General features: G+C 33.4%; 15 protein-coding genes. 4 read left to right on the forward strand and 11 right to left on the reverse strand.

The features are described 5' to 3' along the window. Positions 1–101: 101 nt before the first annotated feature. The 10 genes from AC8GF4_RS11920 to AC8GF4_RS11965 form a co-directional block, all read right to left on the reverse strand. The gene (locus AC8GF4_RS11920; protein WP_506594904.1) at positions 102–1,037 is read right to left on the reverse strand and encodes a malate dehydrogenase; all 936 of its coding nucleotides are present in this window, start codon (positions 1,035–1,037) and stop codon (positions 102–104) included. A gap of 56 nt (positions 1,038–1,093) precedes the next feature. Then, positions 1,094–3,037: a DNA topoisomerase (ATP-hydrolyzing) subunit B gene (gene gyrB / locus AC8GF4_RS11925; RefSeq protein WP_506594906.1), complete on the reverse strand. Its 1,944-nt coding sequence runs from the start codon at positions 3,035–3,037 to the stop codon at positions 1,094–1,096. An 827-nt stretch (positions 3,038–3,864) separates the two neighbouring features. Next, positions 3,865–7,194 (reverse strand): bifunctional amidotransferase subunit GatB/aspartate--tRNA ligase AspS, encoded by a 3,330-nt coding sequence (gene gatB/aspS / locus AC8GF4_RS11930; RefSeq protein WP_506594907.1) that lies wholly within the window; start codon positions 7,192–7,194, stop codon positions 3,865–3,867. After that, on the reverse strand, positions 7,194–8,591 hold the full coding sequence (locus AC8GF4_RS11935; RefSeq protein WP_506594909.1) for an amidase: 1,398 nt from the start codon (positions 8,589–8,591) through the stop codon (positions 7,194–7,196). The genes gatB/aspS and AC8GF4_RS11935 overlap by 1 nt, the downstream gene beginning before the upstream one ends. A 3-nt stretch (positions 8,592–8,594) precedes the next feature. After that, entirely contained in the window at positions 8,595–8,852 is a 258-nt protein-coding gene (locus AC8GF4_RS11940) for an Asp-tRNA(Asn)/Glu-tRNA(Gln) amidotransferase subunit GatC (RefSeq protein ID WP_506594910.1), read from the reverse strand. A gap of 544 nt (positions 8,853–9,396) precedes the next feature. After that, positions 9,397–11,022, reverse strand: a complete 1,626-nt coding sequence (locus AC8GF4_RS11945; protein WP_506594912.1) for an amidohydrolase — start codon at positions 11,020–11,022, stop codon at positions 9,397–9,399. A gap of 87 nt (positions 11,023–11,109) precedes the next feature. Next, entirely contained in the window at positions 11,110–11,559 is a 450-nt protein-coding gene (locus AC8GF4_RS11950; RefSeq protein WP_506594914.1) for a hypothetical protein, read from the reverse strand. A gap of 147 nt (positions 11,560–11,706) precedes the next feature. Next, positions 11,707–13,518 carry a TonB-dependent receptor gene (locus tag AC8GF4_RS11955; protein ID WP_506594916.1) on the reverse strand — a complete coding sequence of 604 codons (1,812 nt, stop codon included), beginning with the start codon at positions 13,516–13,518 and terminating at the stop codon, positions 11,707–11,709. A 53-nt stretch (positions 13,519–13,571) separates the two neighbouring features. Further along, positions 13,572–14,435: a PhzF family phenazine biosynthesis protein gene (locus AC8GF4_RS11960; RefSeq protein ID WP_506594917.1), complete on the reverse strand. Its 864-nt coding sequence runs from the start codon at positions 14,433–14,435 to the stop codon at positions 13,572–13,574. A 9-nt stretch (positions 14,436–14,444) separates the two neighbouring features. Next, the gene (locus tag AC8GF4_RS11965) at positions 14,445–17,459 is read right to left on the reverse strand and encodes a tetratricopeptide repeat protein (RefSeq protein WP_506594919.1); all 3,015 of its coding nucleotides are present in this window, start codon (positions 17,457–17,459) and stop codon (positions 14,445–14,447) included. 271 nt (positions 17,460–17,730) lie between these two features. On the opposite strand from AC8GF4_RS11965, the gene AC8GF4_RS11970 reads away from it, so the two are divergent. The 4 genes from AC8GF4_RS11970 to AC8GF4_RS11985 all read left to right on the forward strand — a co-directional run bounded on the left by AC8GF4_RS11970 (position 17,731) and on the right by AC8GF4_RS11985 (position 21,191). Continuing rightward, entirely contained in the window at positions 17,731–18,414 is a 684-nt protein-coding gene (locus AC8GF4_RS11970; RefSeq protein WP_506594921.1) for a cell division ATP-binding protein FtsE, read from the forward strand. Then, positions 18,414–19,301 carry a glycosyltransferase family 2 protein gene (locus AC8GF4_RS11975; protein WP_506594923.1) on the forward strand — a complete coding sequence of 296 codons (888 nt, stop codon included), beginning with the start codon at positions 18,414–18,416 and terminating at the stop codon, positions 19,299–19,301. The genes AC8GF4_RS11970 and AC8GF4_RS11975 overlap by 1 nt, the downstream gene beginning before the upstream one ends. Positions 19,302–19,767: 466 nt before the next feature. Next, a complete protein-coding gene (locus tag AC8GF4_RS11980) occupies positions 19,768–20,259 on the forward strand; it encodes a class I SAM-dependent methyltransferase (RefSeq protein ID WP_506594925.1) in 492 nt (163 codons plus the stop codon). Between the two features lie 5 nt (positions 20,260–20,264). After that, complete coding sequence (locus AC8GF4_RS11985; protein ID WP_506594927.1) at positions 20,265–21,191, forward strand: glycosyltransferase family 2 protein; 927 nt, start codon at positions 20,265–20,267, stop codon at positions 21,189–21,191. Here the strand turns inward: AC8GF4_RS11985 and AC8GF4_RS11990 are convergent. Further along, positions 21,168–21,284: a WxcM-like domain-containing protein gene (locus AC8GF4_RS11990; protein WP_506595074.1), complete on the reverse strand. Its 117-nt coding sequence runs from the start codon at positions 21,282–21,284 to the stop codon at positions 21,168–21,170. The genes AC8GF4_RS11985 and AC8GF4_RS11990 overlap by 24 nt on opposite strands. Positions 21,285–21,304: the final 20 nt, after the last annotated feature.

The following is a 21,304-nucleotide window of genomic DNA, read 5'->3' on the forward strand; positions in this document are numbered from 1 at the left end:
AGCAAATATATAATTAACGGAAAGATTAACCAATTTATTTATTGATTAATATCAAAAAAAAGACCGCAAAAATGCAGTCTTCTTTTTTTACTCGTAATTTATTATGCCAAAACTGCTTTCAAATCACCATTCATGCTTCTTACAGCCTCTGCACTTTTTGCAAAAGTAGCTTTTTCAGCATCATTTAATTTAATATCAACAATTTGCTCAATACCGTTTTTACCTATAATACAAGGTACACCAATACAAATATCACTTTGTCCGTATTCACCATCTAGCATTACAGAACAGGCAATCATTTTCTTTTGATCATTTAAAATACTATCAACCAAATAAGCAACAGAAGCTCCAGGAGCATACCAAGCTGAAGTTCCCAAAAGTCCTGTAAGAGTTGCACCACCAACCATAGTTGCTGCAGCTACTTTGTCCAATTCTTCTTGAGAAAGAAATTCTGAAACAGGAATACCATTATAAGAAGCCAATCTTGTTAAAGGAATCATAGTTGTATCTCCATGTCCTCCGATAACCATAGCAGAGATGTCATTTGAAGGCTTATCTAATGCTTTTGACAAGTAATATCTAAAACGAGAGCTATCCAAAGCCCCGCCCATTCCGATAATTCTGTTTTTTGGCAAACCAGTTGATTTTAACGCCAAATACGTCATTGTATCCATAGGATTTGAAACTACTACTACAATACAATTTGGGGAATGTGCCAAAACATTTTCTGATACTGTTTTTACAATACCTGCATTGATTCCGATTAATTCCTCTCTTGTCATCCCTGGTTTTCTTGGAATTCCAGAAGTAATCACAACTACATCACTGTTTGCAGTTTTTGAATAATCATTGGTAATTCCTGAAACATTTGTATTAAAACCAGTATTTGTAGCACATTGCATAATATCCATAGCTTTCCCTTCGGCAAAACCTTCTCTGATATCCAATAAAACTACTTCACTTGCAATTCCTCTATAAGAAATTGAATCTGCACAGGATGCTCCCACATTCCCTGCTCCTACAATGGTAACTTTCATTTTTATTTGTTTTTATTAATTTCAAACCAAAAAAGATAACACAGTTACTCTAAAAATTACGCATCGATATTTGCGTAAACTGCATTTTTCTCGATAAACTCTCTTCTTGGCGGCACCTCATCACCCATTAACATAGAGAAAACTCTATCTGCCTCTGCCAAACTATCAATATTTACTTGACGTAAAGTTCTAAAACTTGGATCCATTGTAGTTTCCCACAATTGCTCAGCATTCATCTCTCCAAGACCTTTGTAACGTTGAATTCCTGCGCTTCCACCCATTCTTTCATTGGCTTGATCACGTTGAACGTCATTCCAAGCATATTCTTTTTTATTTCCTTTCTTGACTAAATATAAAGGAGGAGCTGCAATATAAACATGCCCTTCTTCAATTAATTCTTTCATAAATCGGAAAAAGAACGTCAAAATTAAAGTAGAAATGTGGCTACCATCGACATCGGCATCACACATAATAATTACTTTATGGTAACGTAATTTTGAAATATTCAATGCTTTACTATCCTCTTCAGTTCCGATTGTAACTCCAAGTGCTGTAAATATATTTCGAATCTCTTCGTTTTCAAAAACTTTATGATGCATTGCTTTTTCTACATTCAAAATCTTACCTCTCAAAGGCAAAATTGCTTGAAAAGCACGGTCACGACCTTGTTTTGCCGTTCCACCTGCCGAATCTCCCTCGACAAGATATACTTCGCATTTTGCAGGATCTTGTTCTGAACAATCTGACAATTTCCCTGGCAATCCACCGCCACCCATAACGGTTTTACGCTGCACCATTTCTCTTGCTTTCTTAGCCGCATGACGCGCTTGAGCTGCAAGAATTACTTTTTGAACTATAATTCTAGCATCATTTGGATTTTCTTCCAAATAAGCTTCAATCATTTCACCAACAGCTTGACTTACCGGAGAAACAACTTCTCTGTTTCCAAGTTTTGTTTTGGTTTGACCTTCGAATTGAGGCTCAGCTACTTTTACAGAAATAATTGCAGTAAGACCCTCACGAAAATCGTCTCCTGAGATATCAAACTTTAATTTATCTAGCATTCCAGAAGCGTCTGCATATTTCTTCAACGATCTAGTAAGACCAGTTCTAAAACCTTGCAAGTGCGTTCCACCTTCGTGCGTGTTAATATTATTTACATATGAGAAAATATTCTCGGTATAACTTGTATTATAAATCAAAGCTACCTCAACTGGAATCTCTCCTTTTTCGTGATCCATAGAGATAACATGAGCAATAATAGGCTCTCTATTTCCATCAAGATAACGAATATACTCTTTAAGGCCTTCTGTAGAATGAAAAACCTCTGAAACAAAATTCCCGTCTTTATCTTTTTCTCTTTTATCTGTAAAAGTAATAGTGATTCCTTTGTTCAAAAAAGACAACTCACGCATACGAGCCGACAAAGTATCATACGAATACTCTATAGTTTGAGTGAAAATAGAAGGATCTGGGTAAAAAGTTACAATTGTACCTCTTTTAGTAGTTTCTCCAATTTGTTTAACCGGATATAAAGCTTTTCCTTTTTCGTATTCTTGTTCGTATACTTTTCCATCGCTACTGTGAACAGTTGCTCTTAAATGGTTTGACAATGCATTTACTACCGAAACCCCTACACCGTGTAGACCTCCAGAAACTTTATACGAATCTTTATCAAATTTACCTCCTGCACCAATTTTAGTCATTACAACTTCTAATGCAGAAACGCCTTCTTTTTTATGAATTCCAACAGGAATACCACGTCCGTTGTCTTCAACAGAAATAGATCCATCTTCATTGATATCAACTCGAATCGTATCACAATGACCTCCCATTGCCTCATCGATTGAGTTATCTACTACTTCATAAACTAAATGATGTAACCCTCTTACACCTACATCTCCAATGTACATCGATGGACGCATTCTCACGTGTTCCATTCCTTCTAAAGCTTGGATACTGTCTGCTGAATAATTGTCCTTCTTGATTTCTTCGCTCATATAATTTAATCTAAAAAAATGTGTTTTTCGTCTAACACGCAAATATATAAAAATGTAACCTACATAAGTGTTTTATTCCATTTATAAAAGGCTAAGTTATTAACAAAAGATGTGAATTTTGATGATAAAAATCAGTTTTTGCAACAAAATCGATATTTAATTTCAATAACAATGGAATTTCAATAACAAACAAAAGAAAGCTTGCTACATAGATGCAAGTAGCAAATTATATTCAAAAAATATGGTGCGAAAGATTAGGCAATTTCAATGGCAATCGCAAAAAATCAATTACAACAAAATAAAAAAAGAAATGCCAATTACAATTTCGATAGCAATAGTAATTTGAATAAAACAAAGAAAATTAGAATTAATATTGAATCCGCAGCTTAACTAACACATAATTTAATTCTAAATGAAAAATTAGCCACGGATGCCGCAGATTAGACTGATTGTCACAAAACTTAATTTTTTTCACAAATAACCTGAGTTCGATTATTCAATAATTTGGTTTTCATTGGATATCCTGCAAGGTTTTTTTCAGAACCTTGTAGGTATAAATACAAACAAAAAGACACCTACAAGGTTCTGAAAAAAACCTTGCAGGACCATTAACAGACATGATTTATTTGCAAATAAGATTTGTACTGTATAAATCGAACTCAGGTAAATAGTATAGTAATCAGTGTTATCCGTTAGCCATCGTGTAATCTAACATTATAAAACACAAATTTCCAAAACAACATTTAAAATGCCATTTTGGAAACTTGATAAGTACTACAATTTCGTTTTTTCAATTCATCATTAATATTGATATTGATATTGATATTCTATCTCATAATTCGAACATTCATTTCTTCTACCTTTTTATCCGATAAAAGAGATGGAGCGCCAAATAATAAATCTTCACTAGTTCCTGTTTTAGGGAAAGCCATAACTTCTCTAATGGATGCTTTTTTCTCTAAAATCATCATTAAACGATCAATTCCCCAAGCAATTCCTCCGTGTGGCGGTGCGCCGTATTGAAACGCCTTATACATCGTTCCCACACTTTTCATCATTTCTTCTTTGTTGTAACCCATATTTCTATAAGTCGCTTCGAGAATTTCTGATTTATGCGCACGAACTGATCCTCCACCTATTTCGTAACCGTTTAAGATTATATCGTACTGTTGTGCGATAATAGTACCAATTTCTTCATCATTACCAGTCATATGCTTTTGCAAATCATAAATCGCAGGCATCGAGAACGGATTGTGTGTAAATGTCCATCTACCCTCATCTGTTCTTTCAAACATTGGAAAATCAACTACCCAAGCCGGGCATAATTCTTTTGGATTAATTAAGTGTAATATTTTACCCATTTCTTGACGCACAGCATCCAAAGCTTTGTTGGCTGTGGCGTAATCTGCAGCTGAAAAGAAAACAATATCCCCAACTTGTGCGTCAGTGGCTTTTATAATTCCTGCCGCAATATCTTCACCTAAAAACTTAATAATTGGCGACTGCAATTCATCCTCATTCACAATAACATAAGCCAACCCACCTAGACCGTGCTGTTGCGCAATAGCCGTAAGGTTTTCGATCTGCCCTTTAGACATACGTTTGTTACCTTGCTCCTTGGCCGAAACCTTGATACATTTTACAATTCCGCCGTCTTCAATAGGTTTACTGAATACTTGGAAAGTCGTATCTTTTACAATATCGGTGATATCCTGCATTTTCAATCCGTAACGCAAATCAGGTCTGTCGCAACCATAAAAATCCATCGCGTCTTTGTATGTAATCACTTCAAAAGGACGCAAAATCCACTTGTTGCCATATATTTTCTTCACTACTTCATTAAACATTTTTGTGTTTAAATCTATAATCTGTTGCATACTCGCATAGGCCATTTCCATATCCAATTGCGTAAATTCGGGCTGACGATCTCCACGAGAATCTTCATCTCTAAAACAACGCGCTATTTGGAAATACTTTTCATACCCACTCACCATCAACATTTGTTTGAACTGTTGCGGTGCTTGTGGTAGCGTATAAAAGAAACCTGCTTGTTTACGTGTAGGAACAATAAATTCACGTGCACCTTCATCGGTTCCGGCACTTAAAATTGGCGTTTCAATTTCTAAAAATTCTTCTTCGTCTAAAATGTCACGTAATAATTTAATCACTTTATGACGGTTTACGATTGCTCGTCGCACTTCTTCATTTCTGTGATCTAAGAACTTATATTGAAAACGAATTGCTTCGTTTGTTTTTGCTGCTCTTTTGATTTCAAAAGGCAAGGTTTTGGATAAGTTTAAAATTTCTAATACTGAAGTTTCCAATTCAATTTTTCCTGTACGTAAACCTGAATTATAGTCATCTTCATTACGACCAACAACTTTACCTGTTACTGAAATTACTGATTCGGGTTTTAATTTCACTAACTCATCGATATTAGGAAATGATTCTCTGCTGATTCGCACTTGAAAAATCTCAAAACTAGAATCACGTAAATCAATAAACATCAATTCACCGTGGTCACGAACACTTGCAACCCAACCAGACAAAATCACTTCTTGCTGGATGTTTTCTTCGGATAATTGTGAAATTTTATGCGTTCTATAAATGTCTTTTATAATAATAGGAATTTCAGGAAGCGATTCTTCTTGACTTTCTTTATTTTCTGCAATAATTTCTTTCGAAACTTTTTCAGAAGCTTGCTCTTTTTCTAATACAGCGGCAGCTCCAAGTTTATCTAAAATAATCTGACGAATTACTTTTCCATTCGCTCCTTTTCCAATAATACCTAAAACCTTACCAACCAAAATACCTGCTTTTCCTTGGTCTCCAGCTTTAATATCATTGGCAACAGCCTCATTTTCCAAAATCACTTTAGCAATAACTTCTTGTACTTTCTCTTCTGAAATGGTATTCTCTTCAAAGTACTTGTTGTAGTCAAAAGTGCGATCTTTTAAATAACCTGTAATCGCATTTTGAACCAAAACCGCAGTGATTTTTTCGGCTTTAAATAACTTAAAAATATCCGTTAAATGGGCAATACTATGGATTTCAGCATACTCTTCGGCTTTTATATTGTTTGCCAAAGTTTTAGCAACAAACGAAGGGTCTTTAATTTCATTATTTATTTCTACAAATGTTTCTGAACGCAACTTATCTGCCGTAAAAAACTTAGCGTCTTGAGGTAAAACTCCACCGTTAATTAAAATAGATTCAACAGCGTAAGGCAAAGCGCTAGTATCGACTTTAATCGCTTCAATTTCATTTTTTATATTTACAAAAGGCAAATCTGGTTCCGAAATAAAACGGTAATCGGCTTCAAATTCTTTTTTACGCATTACTTTGGTTTGCTTTAAATCAGCATCCCACAACACCGTAGTTTGGTCTGGTCGAAATTCTTTGTGCTCAATAAAATAATTGAATTGTTTCTCCACTTCCTCTTTCAAAGCTTCCACCATAAACTTAAACGAGTTCAAGTTTTTGATTTCCGTTCTTGGATTTAATTCGTAACTATGTTTTTTGCGTAAAGACACCGAAACATCCGATTTGAATTCTCCTTTTTCTAAATTTGCTTCAGAAATCCCTAAGTTTTGAACAATACGCTGAATGTATTGCGCATAAATTGAAGCGTCTTCAATATTTCTAAGACAAGGCTCAGTTACAATTTCAATCAATGGAACTCCCGCTTTGTTAAAATCAACTAACGAAATTTTCTTTTCGTGCATCAATTTTGCAGCATCTTCTTCAATATGAACCTGAGTTAAATTCACTGTAAACTGAGTACCATCATTTCGGTAACAAGATACGTGTCCATCAGGAATTATCGGATTATGAAATTGAGTTATTTGAATATTCTTTGGATTATCTGGATATTCGTAATGCTTTCTATCCCAAGATATCACTTCATTACTAAATGACGAACCCACCGCTTTTCCAAAATAAATCGCCTTTGTAATTGCTTCTTTATTTAAGGCAGGTAAAACGCCCATTTGCCCCGTACAAACAGAACATATATTTTCGTTAGGTGTTTCTATTTCTTGATTTGGACAAGAACAAAACAACTTGGTTTTGGTATTCAATCGAACGTGTGTCTCAAGTCCTATTACCAATTCTAAATCGTGGGCTTTTATAGCCGCAGTTAATTGCTCCAATTCCATTATATCGTATCTTTTAAGAAGTTAGCAAACTTCAACACTAATTCATCATTATTTTTTGCTGCAGTAATCTGCAATCCGGTGCTTGTTCCTTGTGGTACCGTCAAAGTTGGCAATTGCCCTAAACTAAAACCAACCGTATAGGCATCAGACAAATACATTGCCAAAGGATCTTTTAAACTGTCTCCAATTTTTGGAGGAGTACTTGGTGTAACTGGCGATAAAATAATATCAACCTCTTGAAAATCTTTACTGAAGTTCTCCGAAATCTGATCTCTTAAAGCCAATCCTTTTAAATAAATTTCATCCGAAAAACCTTGTGACAATACTTGGTTCCCTCCTACAATTCTGCGTTTTGTTTCTTCCGAAAAATTTTCAGAACGAGTAACAGCATAGGTTTCTATTAAATTCTCCGCTTCGATACGGTTTCCGTAATTTGTTCCGTCAAGACGAGATAAATTAGAAGCTGTTTCCGCCATTGCTAACGTATAATACGTTGAAACTAAAATATCCGATTTGAAAAAATCCAATTCTTTTACTTCAATTCCTTTGGCTTTCAGTTTTTCGATAGTGGCTAAGAAATCGGTTTTTATTTGACTATCAATAGCATCACTTTCAATAAAGTTTTTGAAATACCCAATTGTTTTCACAGTTGAAGCTACAATCGCCTCTTCACTAATTTCTGTTGAATCAATTGAAGTTTGATCTTTTAGGTCTTTTCCGCTCATTATATTCAACACAATTCGGATATCTTCAATTGATTTTGCCAATGGACCAACACAATCCGTAGAAGATGCATAAGCCATAAGACCAAATCTGGAAATTCTTCCATAAGTGGGTTTGAAACCGTAAATATGATTGTATCCCGCAGGCTGACGAATCGAACCTCCAGTATCTCCACCAATTGAAAATGCAGTATATTTTTTTGCTACGTTTACAGCAGATCCTCCGCTTGAACCTCCAGCAACCAATGTTGGATCAATTGCGTTTTTTACAGCACCAAAAATCGTGTTTTCGCTAGAAGATCCGTGACCAAAACTATCACAGTTTTCTTTTACTAATGGAATAGCACCTGCATCCAATAATTTTTGAATAGCAGTAGCCGTGTAAGGCGATTTATAATTTTTCAACAAATCAGAACTTGCAGTAGCGTAAGTTCCTTGCAACATATACACGTCTTTAATACCAAAAGGAATTCCTTCCAACAAACCTATTGTTTCACCGTTTGCAATTTTAGCATCCACTTTACTGGCTAATTCTAAAGCCAAAGTATCTAACAAAGAATTTACAGAGTTGTAAGTATTTTGCTTAAGTTGATCTAATTTTTCTTGTACCAAAGCGACACAAGTTATTTGTTTTGACACCAATTGTTGGTGTATTTTTTTTATCTGAGAATCCATTTTTTATCCTTCTATAACTTTAGCAACTACTAAAAAACCATTTTTCTTGTTCGGGAAGTTTTCCAAAATTATTTGTTTCTCAATAGCCGAACTCTCTATCACAACATCTTCTCTTAAATTATTTACAGACACACAATTACGATTGACATTATTTGCAGTATTGTTATTTGAAGGAAGTGCATTTTTAATTACATCAAATAATTTGTTCACGCTCTCGGAAGGCTGTGCTCCTTTAATACTCGACAATATGTCGACTGTCATCGTTTTGCTCATAATTTTATTTCGTTTTAAAATCAAACTTTTAAGGTGGCGAATTTACAAAAGTTTTATTTGGGAATCCCATTTTTTTCAATGATTTCGATAGTTTTCAGTTAAAGAACCTTACTATTTAACATTATGTTAGAATTAAATGTATTTTGTAGTACTATTGTGAAATGAACCGATGGAATGACAAAAAAATATAACAAATAAGCCATTGAGTGTAATTATTTTTGAGCTTACGCTTTTGGATAGATTCAAAAATAATCAGCAATTAATTTTAAACATATAAGTCATATAAGTCATATAAGTTAAAGAAAGTTAGTTTCAAAGACTTGGAAGTCAAACTAACGATTAAAAGTGGATATAAGTGAAAAAGAGCTCATTATAAAACTTTATGTCTTTACTTAAATGAACTATTGGTTTTACTTAGTTTTATCCAACAAATTAAAAACTTATATGACTTATATGGTTTGAAAATAGATTTGACAAAATCTTGTTATTTTATAGAATGAAGCGACATTTATCAATTTTGAACCTTTATAACTTATTTTACTTTTACTCCTTTCAAAAACACCAGACTCGGTTTTAATTTTACCATTTGCTTTTCATCAACTTTCATCAAATCCTGATCAAAAATTACAAAATCTGCCCATTTACCCACTTCAAGACTTCCTTTTTCTTTTTCTTCAAAATTGGAAAAAGCTGCCCAAATGGTCATTCCTCTAATTGTTTCTTCTCTAGTCAAAGCATTTTCTATCTGAAATCCAGCCTTTGGATAATTTTTACTGTCCTTTCTCGCCACAGCGGCATGAAAAGTGAGCATTGGATTTACTTCTTCAATTGGAAAATCGGTTCCCAAAGCAACAATACCCGCCTTTTGAAGTAATTTTTTATAAGCATACGCATTCTTCAACCGATCTTTTCCTAAACGCTCACCCGCCCAATACATATCAGACGTAGCATGTGTTGGTTGTACCGAAGGAATAATTCCAGTTTTAAAATAGTCAAAATCGGCTTCCTGTATAACTTGGGCGTGCTCAATTTTCCATCTTCTGTCTTTTTTACCGGTCAACACTTCTTTATATATTTTCAATAAAACAGTATTAGCAGAATCTCCAATAGCATGCGAGTTCAATTGAAAAGGAGAATTGGCAATTTGCTTGGCAGTCTTTTTTAATTCTTCCACAGAAAAAAGCATTGCTCCATATTTCATTGGACTATCCGAATACGGTTTGTGCAAACAAGCACCGCGAGAACCCAATGCACCATCTCCATACATTTTAAAAGAACCCACATTTAAATTATCTGTTTTGTAAATTCCTTTTTTTAGATACCAATCAATATTCTTCTGATTAGCCGTAATCATGGCATAAATATTAATTTTTAGCGCTTTTGCTTTTTGCAGACTATCCATCAAATTAATAATGTCTGGATCCAAACCTGCATCATTCACTGTTGTCAAGCCAAATTGAAACATCACTTTTTCAGCATCTAATAATGCAGCAATCTGTTTTTTACGATTGGGCTTGGGTATTATTTTGAAAACCAACTCCATCGGATTATCAATTAAAACACCCGTAGGTTCGCCGTTTTCCATAACAATTTCACCACCAACAGCTTTTGTTGTTTTTGTAATTCCTGCCAATTTCAAAGCCACACTATTTACTACAATGGCATGACCGTCTATACGATTTAAAACCACAGGAATATTTGGAAAAGCCCCATCCAAATCTTCTTTGGTTGGAAATTTAGATACTTGCCAATCATTTTGATCCCATCCGTTACCAACAATAAAATCAGGATTTTTTTCTTTCTGAAATTTCTTTATTCGATCGATAACTTCTGTCATACTTTTAGTTCCTCTCAAATCAACCTCTTGCAAACTTAATCCATAACTATAAAAATGACAATGCGCATCATACAAACCAGGATACATAAATTTTCCTTTTGCATCAATGGTATTTTCAGAATCATAGGCTTTTGTTATTTCATCATTAGAACCAACAGCGACAATTTTGCCCGATTGAATAGCAATAGACGAGGCTTTATCAAAATCTTTGTTTACGGTATAAATGGAAGCATTTGTAATAATAGTATCTACGGTAACTTTATCTTTTTTATTACAGGAAACTAAAAAAATAAAAAAAAACAGAAAAAAAATATTCTTCATAATAAACAGTTTAATTATTGTAGCTAATATAAAGAAAAGAGCTTCAACAAACGGTAAATTATAGAATGAATTGTTTTAAGGAATAAATTATAATATTTCTTCTATTAAATATGTAGTCGTATTGATTTCAAAAGTAAACCCAACTTGGTTTCCCATCAATTTATTTCCCAAAGGAGATTGAGGAGACAAAGCAATAACATTGATTCCTTCGATATTGATTTTTGGAAGCGCAAGACTGAGATACAAATAGATTCCATTGGCTTTTACTAAACTTCCCAAAACAATAGTTTCAGCGACTATAGAAGCGTCTATTTTATCCAAGACTGCTTTTTGGGTCAATACTTCTTTGAGTTTTGTATTGAGTTTTTCTTGTTCAATATGCATCATCGACAAAGCGGTCTCGTGCTTATCCCCTGCCGAACCTTTGGCATCGTTCTTTGAATCTTCGGTCAGAGCCACAATCATGTCTTTGAAAACGTCGATTCTGTCTTGAACTAATTGATGGTATTGCTGGTATATTTTTTGTTTGAAAGTCATTTTTTTTAGACTGCTTAGATTTTTAGACTGACTTAGACTATTAAATACTTAGATTGTTTTCTTTGAGTTTTAGAATTTACGCTAAAAAGACTTCTTAGATTTTATAATTTCTAAGAAGTCTAAATTAGTCTAAAAATCTAAGAATGTCTAGAAATCAAATTTATAATTTCCTCCTAACATTATTTGAAAACCTTGAACAGGATAATTCAACCATTTTTGATAGCTATTATTCATAATGTTATTGGCTTTTAAAAAAGTGGTAAATCGTTCGCTGTATTTGAATCGAACATTGGTATTCAAATCAAAGTAACCGTCCAATGTGATTGGTCCTGGAGCAGTAATATAAACGATATCGGTGTTCAACTGTTGATCTTTTCGTTCCCCCACGTAAAACAAATTGATCCCAGCAAACCATTTGTCAGTAACAGCAAAATCAAATTTAGAATTCAATTGAAGCATCGGTAAATTCCAAGCTTCTGATTGTGTTTTATTGGTATAACTACTAATCGTTGCATCGGCTTCGACGGATACTCCTTTCATTAAATCCGCTTTTATTTCTCCATAAAAACGCATGATTTTCACATCATCGTAAATCACTTGAAATGAATTTCCGAAAGCATAATTGGCATTCGTATCATTTTCATTGTAGTCATTACTCTTGAACAATGCTTTATTTTCGTCATATATATAGGATGCTTTTATATCATAACTCACAGTGCTGGCCAACTTTCCTTTTAATCCTGCGTGAACATCATACAATTCATTTGTTGGTTTAATATATAATGTAGGCGACACGAATGGATTTCCATCCACAAAACTATTATAAGTATTTTGATGTAAATTCCCAATTGCACTCGCATAAAATATCATCAAATCACCCACTACTTTATAGGAAGCAGTCACCGATGGATAGACATAGAATTTGTTGGTATTATTTTCTTTCCCCATACTATACATCAAGCCTGCTCCAACATCAATGGTCCAATCATCTCTTTTCATTACAAAACTGGGCACTATTCCCAAGTTTGTAAATCCATACTTAATGTCTGCAGTATTGGTTTCTAAATAATTTTTCTTGAAACTGCCGTCCAGATAATCCACAAACACTTTCGTTTTTATGGCTTCGTCCATAACATCAAATTTAAAAGTTGGCGCTAATAAAAAACGATTCTCTGCCGAACTAAATGCATCTGAAAAATGGGAAAGCTCAAGATTCACATCTTTTACAATCCCTTCTTCAAAAGCAATATTTCCTCCAGCTGTAATCGTATTGTACGATTGTTGTGGATTAATGCCATTGACTAACGCCATACTCTCTGGAAGCGTTAATGAATTTCCAAAATTGGCAGGTAATCCGTACCAATTATAAATTTGGTTTTGATAACCCAGTTTTACATTCCAAGCCATTTCCTGTTCATTTGATCCATAAATCAAGTTTACATTGGTATCATAAAATGAATCGGCAAGTGTAATGCCTTTTATTCCTCCTTGAGACGAATTGTGACGAAACATTCCTCCTATGTATTCATTATTATTCAGATCTTCATTCAAGTACAATTCGGCGTTCAAAGCGCCATAATTTCCAATACCAAGGGTTGCATAATTTTTAAACAAACGCTCTTGTTTTGCTCTTTCAACGCCTTGCGCATTTCCTTTGGATGGAGAAAAAGTAGAAGCTACGGGGAAAGGCAAAATAGAATATTTGACAATCTCCTTTTTGGAATTCTCATCCGACGTAATTACGGGAACTTCTTTTACTTTGAAAGCATCAGATATTGTTGGAGTATAAGGCTTCACCACATTTACCACCTCGGTTCCAATATTATCTTTTTTGTCTTGGGCAAAAGAAAATTGTGAAAATAGCAAAAGAAAAATCCCCACCCCAACCTTCCCCGAAGGGGAGGGAGCCGAAGTCGAAAATTGCTTATTTACGAATGCTTTTATGTTTTTGATTATCATCTTTGTTTTTTCTCTATTTTCTAATTTCTTACCTCTATTCTCTGCCCTCTACTTTACACTTCCCATTCTCCTTTTGCAATAAATTGCGTTTTGCCACCAATTTTTATATCAAAATTATCACCAGACAATTCCCCGTCAAAATAGATTCTCGAAGGTCTATTGATGAAATCGCCTTGATGATTAACCATTTTAATTTCTGACGAATGGTATTTCAAAAGAAAAGCCTGCAGACAAGTACTCGCACTTCCTGTCGCCGCATCTTCAATCAATTGATTATTTTCTATACAAAACATTCTGCTGTACAATTCTCCTTGATCAAAACAATACAAATACAGCGCTCTATGATTTGTTTTACAATGCCATTGCAACCACTCATTCATTTCAGACAAATCAAAACGTACACACTCTAAAGCCTTTATGCTACTCAAAGGAATAATCACAAAAGCACTTCCTGTAGTCACTTCCTGAATGGGTAATTTATCCTCAAAATCGGCACTAGTTAAATTACTAAAAGACAAAATATCTGATTTTGAGAAAATATCTAAAAAACGAGGTTGTGCCGCCTGCAACCAAACCAAATCTCCCGATTGTTGAATTGGAATTTCACCAATGGGTACCGATAATTTAAAATTCCGAGGATTCGTCTCCACTATTTTATTCATCAAAACCCACGAAGTCCCAATTATGGGATGACCTGCAAATTGCATCTCACTAACTGGCGTAAATATTCGAATTGTTGCTACATTCTTTTCTGGTTGAATCTGAATAATAAAAGTACTTTCTGCGAAGTTAATTTCGCGCGCAATGTTCTGCATCTCTTCTGTACTTAAATCACCAGCATCCGTAAAAACTGCCAACTGATTGCCTGCATATTTTTTTTCTGCAAAAACATCTACTATATAAAAAGGTAATGCCATTCTGTTTTTTTATTTCGTTATTGATGAATTGGTTTTGGCTTCTTCTGTTTTTATGCTATTCAATTCGGTTTTGGCTTCTTCCACCACATCCGAATAATCCGTGAAATTTTCGATTACATTTTCTAGAACATAAGTCGCTTGATAACTGTCTTTCAAACCGTAATAGTTCTTGGCCATTAGAACCAAACCTTTGGCTCCAAAATAACGGTAACTCGAATAATTTTTGGCTAATTTTTGAATAGCTGTATTCGAAAGTTCAAATTTTCCGTCTTTGTTTTTAAAATAAGCGTCATAATACAACGCTTCTGCCGCCAATTCTCCTTTGCTTACCGTTAGTAATTTTGCGTAAGCACCTTTAGCTTTGGCTTCATCACCCGATTTCATAGCAGAACGGGCAACTATAATTTGAGCATCACTTTTTACATTTTCCTCCGCTTTTGGGTTGGACAAAACCTTATCTGCATACACTACCGAATTTGGATACTCTTTTGTTTCATAATAACATTTCATCAAATTGGCTTGAGCAAATGTTTTATTTTGAGCAAAATCAGCTTCATTTTCCAAACGAACCAAAACCGGAATTCCTTTGTCACAGTTTTTATCTTTCAAAAATATTTGTGCCAATCGAACCAAAGACCGCTCCGTGTATTCGCAACGAGGTTGAGCAATCACATACTCATAATTAGGAACCGATTTGCTTTCTGAACCTTCTGCGTAATACAATTGTGCTAATTGGAAATTGGCTTTCAGAATGTGAACTCCATTTGAAAACTTAGCAACATAACTGCTGTATCCCGAAATTGCTTGCTTGGTATTATTTTGTTCAAATTGTTTTTCGGCTGCTTCAAAAGTGTCATTATCCAAATCCAAATCGGTTACTGCCACAAAATCCAATGTGCGCACCCAAGTTGCATATTCATCTACTTTTCCGTTATCCACATAAATTAGTCTGGCAGTAGCAACCGCTTCATACCCTTCGGGAGTTTTAGGATATTCGGAAGCTACTTTTTTAAACTTTGTTATAGCCAAATCATCACGATCTGAATTATAATAAATCAATCCTTGACGTAAAATTGCTCTTGAAGTATACGAACTGTTTTTAGAACTATTTACTAATTTATCATAGGCTTTTATAGCCAAATCATGTTTGTTTTCGGCAACATAGGTGTTCCCCAATTCAAACAAAACATCGTCTTGATAATCTGATTTTGGATACAATGTCAAAAACGCATTCAGTTCTTCTATCTTTTTACTGTTTTTGGAAAGAAATCCATAACAAAGCGCTTTTTGGAAATAAGCATAATCGCCATCTACACTTTTCAATTCTATTACCTTATTATATGCATCTAAAGCTGATTGGTATTTAGTTGTCACAAATCGGCAATCTGCCAAACGCAAATACGAATCATTCAAACGAAATTTATCGACTTTATTATTGTCTACCTGACTTTGGAAAGAATTCCCGGCCGCATCGTATTCCTTTAATTTAAAATTAGCGTAAGCAATATTGTAATTGATGTTTTTAAATTCGGTAGTTTCTTTGGCTTTTTCCGAATTCAAAAACAGCTGATAACTCATTAAAGCGTCTTTGTAATTTTCTAAATTAAAGTCTGATTCTGCTTTCCAAAAGGTGGCACGCGCAGTAATAGTGGCGTCTTTCTGTTCTTTTACTGCTTTTTCAAACATTGTAACAGACTCAAAATAATTTCCTTCAGTATATAATTCCAAACCTCTGTAAAAAACTACTTTTTGATACGCTATTCGGTTTTCTGGAGTTTTGTTTTTCTCCAACAAAACCAATGCTTCTTTGTAGTTTTTGGATGAAATATAAGAATCTATTAGTAATTTTTCGATTTCAGGATGGTTAGCATTCGTTGGGTATTTAGTCATAAAACCAACTAAAACTTCAGGAACACTTTGGTACGAATTCCCAATTTCATAACTCAATTTGGCGTAATTAAAACTAGCATCTTCTTGCAGTTTTAAGTTAAAATTCATTTCAGAAGCATTCTTGAAAGCATTCAAAGCTTGTTGCTTTTTTCCCAATTCCAAATAACTTTCACCCAAATGATAATAGGCATTCTGGGCTATAAAATCGTTCCCGCCAATAATTTTATTGAATTGAGAAATGGCGTTTTCATAATCCTTTTGCACATAATTGGCATAACCCAATTGATAGAAATCGTGGTTACTCCATTTCCCTTTTTTCCCTTTATAACCTACTAAATAAGGAATTGCTTTGTCATATTGCTTCAAATTAAAGTAACTTTCGCCAATGATTTTATCTAATTCAGATTTTTCGGCTGAAGTAGAATTCGGCATTGCTTTAATTCCTAAATCAATGGCTTTTTGAAAATCGCCTGATTTAAAACTCATATCCGATTTGTAATAGGATAATTTTTCGGCATATTTTTCATTGCCGGAAACCTGGTCAAATTGCTTATTGGCTTCTGCATAATCATCCGATTCATAAGCCATAAAACCCATATAGTACTTGCTTTGCGTAGCATATTCATCGGAATTGACAACTCGACTAAAATATTTTTTTGCTTCTTTCAGTTTTTTGGAATCAAAATAAGCATATCCTTTTTGAAAAATAAACTTGTTACTTTCTCCTTCTTTCAAAACACTTTCGTCCACTTTTTCAAACCATTTCAAGCTCTCTTTGTAATCTCTGTGGTCAAAATAATAATAAGCAACATCCATAAAAGCCTGATTTTGCTTGCGACTTGCCGGATGTTCTTCCACAAAACGATTGATCAATTCCTCTGCATTATCCTGATCGGTTCGAATCGCGCAATTGGCAATGTAATAGGCACAATCCGATTGTAAACCTTCGGTTGTTGCAGCATTCTGAACCTGCTTAAAAATAATTTGTGCCGATGCATATTGCTTGTCTTCGTATAAAGAAAGTGCTTTATCGAAATCTTTTAATGAATACGTATTAATTGCAGATTGTTGAGAATAAAGGGACGTTATTTGAACAGTAAAAAGGAATAAAAAAAGTCCAGGAAGTTTACGCATTGTTATTTTTATTTAATGTTCAAATATATTTAATCTGTTTCTATAACGAAAGGCTCTTGGGTTTTATTATGAATTACTTTTTAACCCTCACCTCTAGTCCCTGTCCAATCCCGTTAGGAATCGGGAGAGGGGAGCAAGAAATAGAATTTGCCTTTTTTTTGAAATTTTGCCTTTTGCCTTTTGGAATTTGATTTTCCCCTTTTATTTTTTCCCTTTTACTTTTGTATTTGGATTTTATCTTTTTACTTTTACCCAATAAACAATTTCTATCATGTCACAATCAGTACTGTCTTTAAAAAACGTAAACATCTACCAAGAAGGAAAAATCATTTTATCCGATGTTAATTTAGAAGTCAATCATGGCGAATTTATATACATCATTGGAAAAACGGGTTCTGGAAAAAGTAGTTTATTAAAAACATTATATGCCGATTTGCCATTAACAGAAGGAGAAGGTAAAATTGTCGAATTTGATTTGGCAACTTTAGAAGAAGATGACATTCCGTTTTTGAGAAGAAAGATTGGAATTGTTTTTCAAGATTTTAAATTACTCCCAGATCGTTCTGTACAAGACAACATGCTTTTTGTTCTAAAAGCAACCGGCTGGACAGATAAAGAAGAGATGGACTCCAAAATTGAAGAAGTCCTTTCTAAAGTAAACATGAAAGACTTTGCAACCAAAATGCCTCACCAACTTTCTGGAGGAGAACAACAACGAATCGCTATAGCTAGAGCGTTGTTGAATGATCCAGAATTTATTCTTGCCGACGAACCAACAGGAAATCTTGACCCACAAACCAGTATTGAAGTTCTTGAAGTTTTAAGAAAAATCAATGCTAATGGTAAAACCGTTATTATGGCTACTCATGATTATGCCCTGTTGATGAAATACCCATACAAAACATTAAAATGTGAGGACGCAACCATTTTTGAGGTGGTTCAGAGAACGGTGTAATGCTGTCCATTCTCATTCCTACTTACAATTACAATGTATATCCACTTGTTTTAGAATTACAAAAACAATGTTTGGAATGTAAAATTGTGTTTGAAATTTTAGTGCAAGATGATGGTTCGAAACTGTTTCTTGATGAAAATCAGGAGATAAATAGTTTAAAAAACTGCCGTTTCGAAGTATTAGAAAAAAATACTGGCAGAAGTGCTATTAGAAATTTATTAGCAAAAAAAGCCAAATTCAACAGTTTACTTTTTTTTGATGCCGATACAATTCCAATAAAAAATCATTTAATCAAAAACTACATTGAACAAATTAACGAGGAAGAAAAAATCGTTTATGGCGGAATAGAATACCAAAAAGAAAAACCTGTAAAAAGTCAAATTTTGCGTTGGAAATATGGTCATTCAAGAGAAGCGCTTACAGTTGAAAAACGCAAGAAAAACCCCTATTTATCTTTCTTGACATTAAATTTTTTAATTCATAAAAACATTTTTGATAAAGTTTCTTTCAATGAAACCATTCCCAATTTAAGACATGAAGACACCCTGTTTTCGTATAATTTAATGCAGCAAAAAATTAAAATTATACATATTGCAAACCCGGTTTTTCATTTAGGATTAGATGATTTTGAAATTGCTATAAAAAAAGAAAACGAATCGATTTTGGGTTTAAAATACCTTATTGACCATAAATTATTGCCCACAGATTATGTTCGAATTTCCAAAATTGCAACCAGAATTGATAAATTGAAACTCAACTTTTCTTTTGCCTTTTTTTATAATATATCACGATTCATTTTTCTTAAAAATCTATCAAGCAAAAATCCTTCCTTATTTATTTTTGATTTATATCGTTTGAGCTATTTGTGTAAATTAAACTCAAATTAAATATGTATCGTAACTATTCAGCCTAACAAAATCTTGACACAAATTTCACGAATTAGCACAAATTGGATTCAATTAGAAAATAATATTTCACTAATTTTATCAACATCACTAATTTGTGAAATTAAAACAGATTTTTTTTCGTGTAAATTTGTGCAATTTGTGTCTACTTTTATTTAAAATCCTATACTAATTTCCTTCAAGCTGAATAGTTACTATGTATCAAACTTTCAAAAAAATTATAACCAAAGTTGTCTCAAGAAAATTTATTTTTGAACAAGAGGAAACTTTACGAAGTTGGTACTCTATTTTTTATGCAGGAAATAAATACGAATGTAATATTTGTCTAAAAAAATTAAGAAAATTTATTACGTTATCAAATGAAGATTCTCTGTGTCCCAATTGTGGAAGCCTAAAAAGAAATCGGAGATTATGGTCACTTTTAGAAACCGAATTGTTAGTTCCTAATATGAGTATTTTAGATTTTTCCCCTTCAAGATGCTTATATAGAAAATTGAAAAAGATGAAAACCATCAACTATAAAAGCACTGACTTGTCTGGGGATTTTATAGCTGACCATCATTTTGACATTACCAATTTAGAAATCACAGATAATAGTTTAGACTTGGTTATTTGCTATCATATTTTGGAACATGTTAATGACGACGTTCAAGCGATAAAAGAATTGTTCAGGGTTATGAAACCTGGAGGTAAAGCATTGATTCAAACACCGTTTAAGGATGGCAACATTTACGAAGATTACTCCATTGTATCCGATGAAGAACGATTAAAACATTTTGGACAGGAAGACCATGTTCGAATTTATTCGGTTTCTGGATTAGGAAAAAGACTGGGAAACTGTGGTTTTTTGGTTAAAATAATAGAGGATTCTTCTACGGAAAATAAATATGATTTTGATAAAAAAGAAATAATTATTTTAATTACCAAACCCTTAAATTGATAGAAATGGCATTTTTCTCAGTAATAATCCCACTCTATAACAAAGAAAATTTCATTGAAAATACGTTAAAAAGTATTCTCAATCAAAACTTTGCTGACTTCGAATTGATTATAGTAAATGATGGCTCTACAGATAAAAGCGAAGAAAAAATATTTGGATTTAATGATTCTAGAATTCATTATTATAGCAAGGAAAACGGCGGAGTTTCCTCGGCAAGAAATTATGGTATAGAAAAAGCGAAATCCAACTATATCACTTTTATAGATGCAGATGATTTTTGGTACCCTAATTTTTTAAAAGAAATGCACAAAAACATTAATAAGCATCCTGAATTTAAGGTTTTTTCGGCAGCAATCGAAGTTGAAACTTCAAAAAAAGTGATTCCATCTAACTATTCGATATTAAAAACTGGCGATTGTGAGATTGTTAATTACTTTGAAGCTAGTAGCAAAGAATCGGTTATTTGGACTTCTTGTGCTGTTTTTTACAAAAGTGTTTTTGAAGAAGTTGGCAATTTTGACATTAAAATTAAAATTTCTGAAGATACCGATTTGTGGATTCGAGTTGGGCTTAATTACAAAATTTTATTTTCTTGGAAAATCCTAGCTCGTTATTGTTACGATAGCAATAGTGTTTCAAGAAATTTGAAATATATTATGGAAGAAAGCACGTTCCTGAAATATAGCATTGAAGAAAAAAAGAATAAACCATTAAAGAAATTTTTAGATCTCAACAGATTTTCAATGGCTATAAAATGCAAACTGATAGGTGATCACAATCGATTTAAAAATTATTATGCAGAAATTCATTATAAAAATGTTGGGCTAAAAAAAATTATATTGCTAAATCTTCCTTCTTTCATTTTATTTAAATTAATAAAATTAAAAAGCTTCAGTACTAATTTAGGATTAGGAAATTCTGTTTTTAAATAGTTCCAATTTGCAAAAATCTCTAACATAATCTTTTCCATCAAACTTAACGGAATCTAGAACCAAACAAACAGAACCTGAGGGAAAATTTTCAATTCTCTCGAAATGTTAGTTGA

The sequence above is a fragment of the Flavobacterium rarum (SeqCode) genome (assembly GCF_965234445.1).
Classification (GTDB): Bacteria; Bacteroidota; Bacteroidia; order Flavobacteriales; family Flavobacteriaceae; genus Flavobacterium; species Flavobacterium rarum.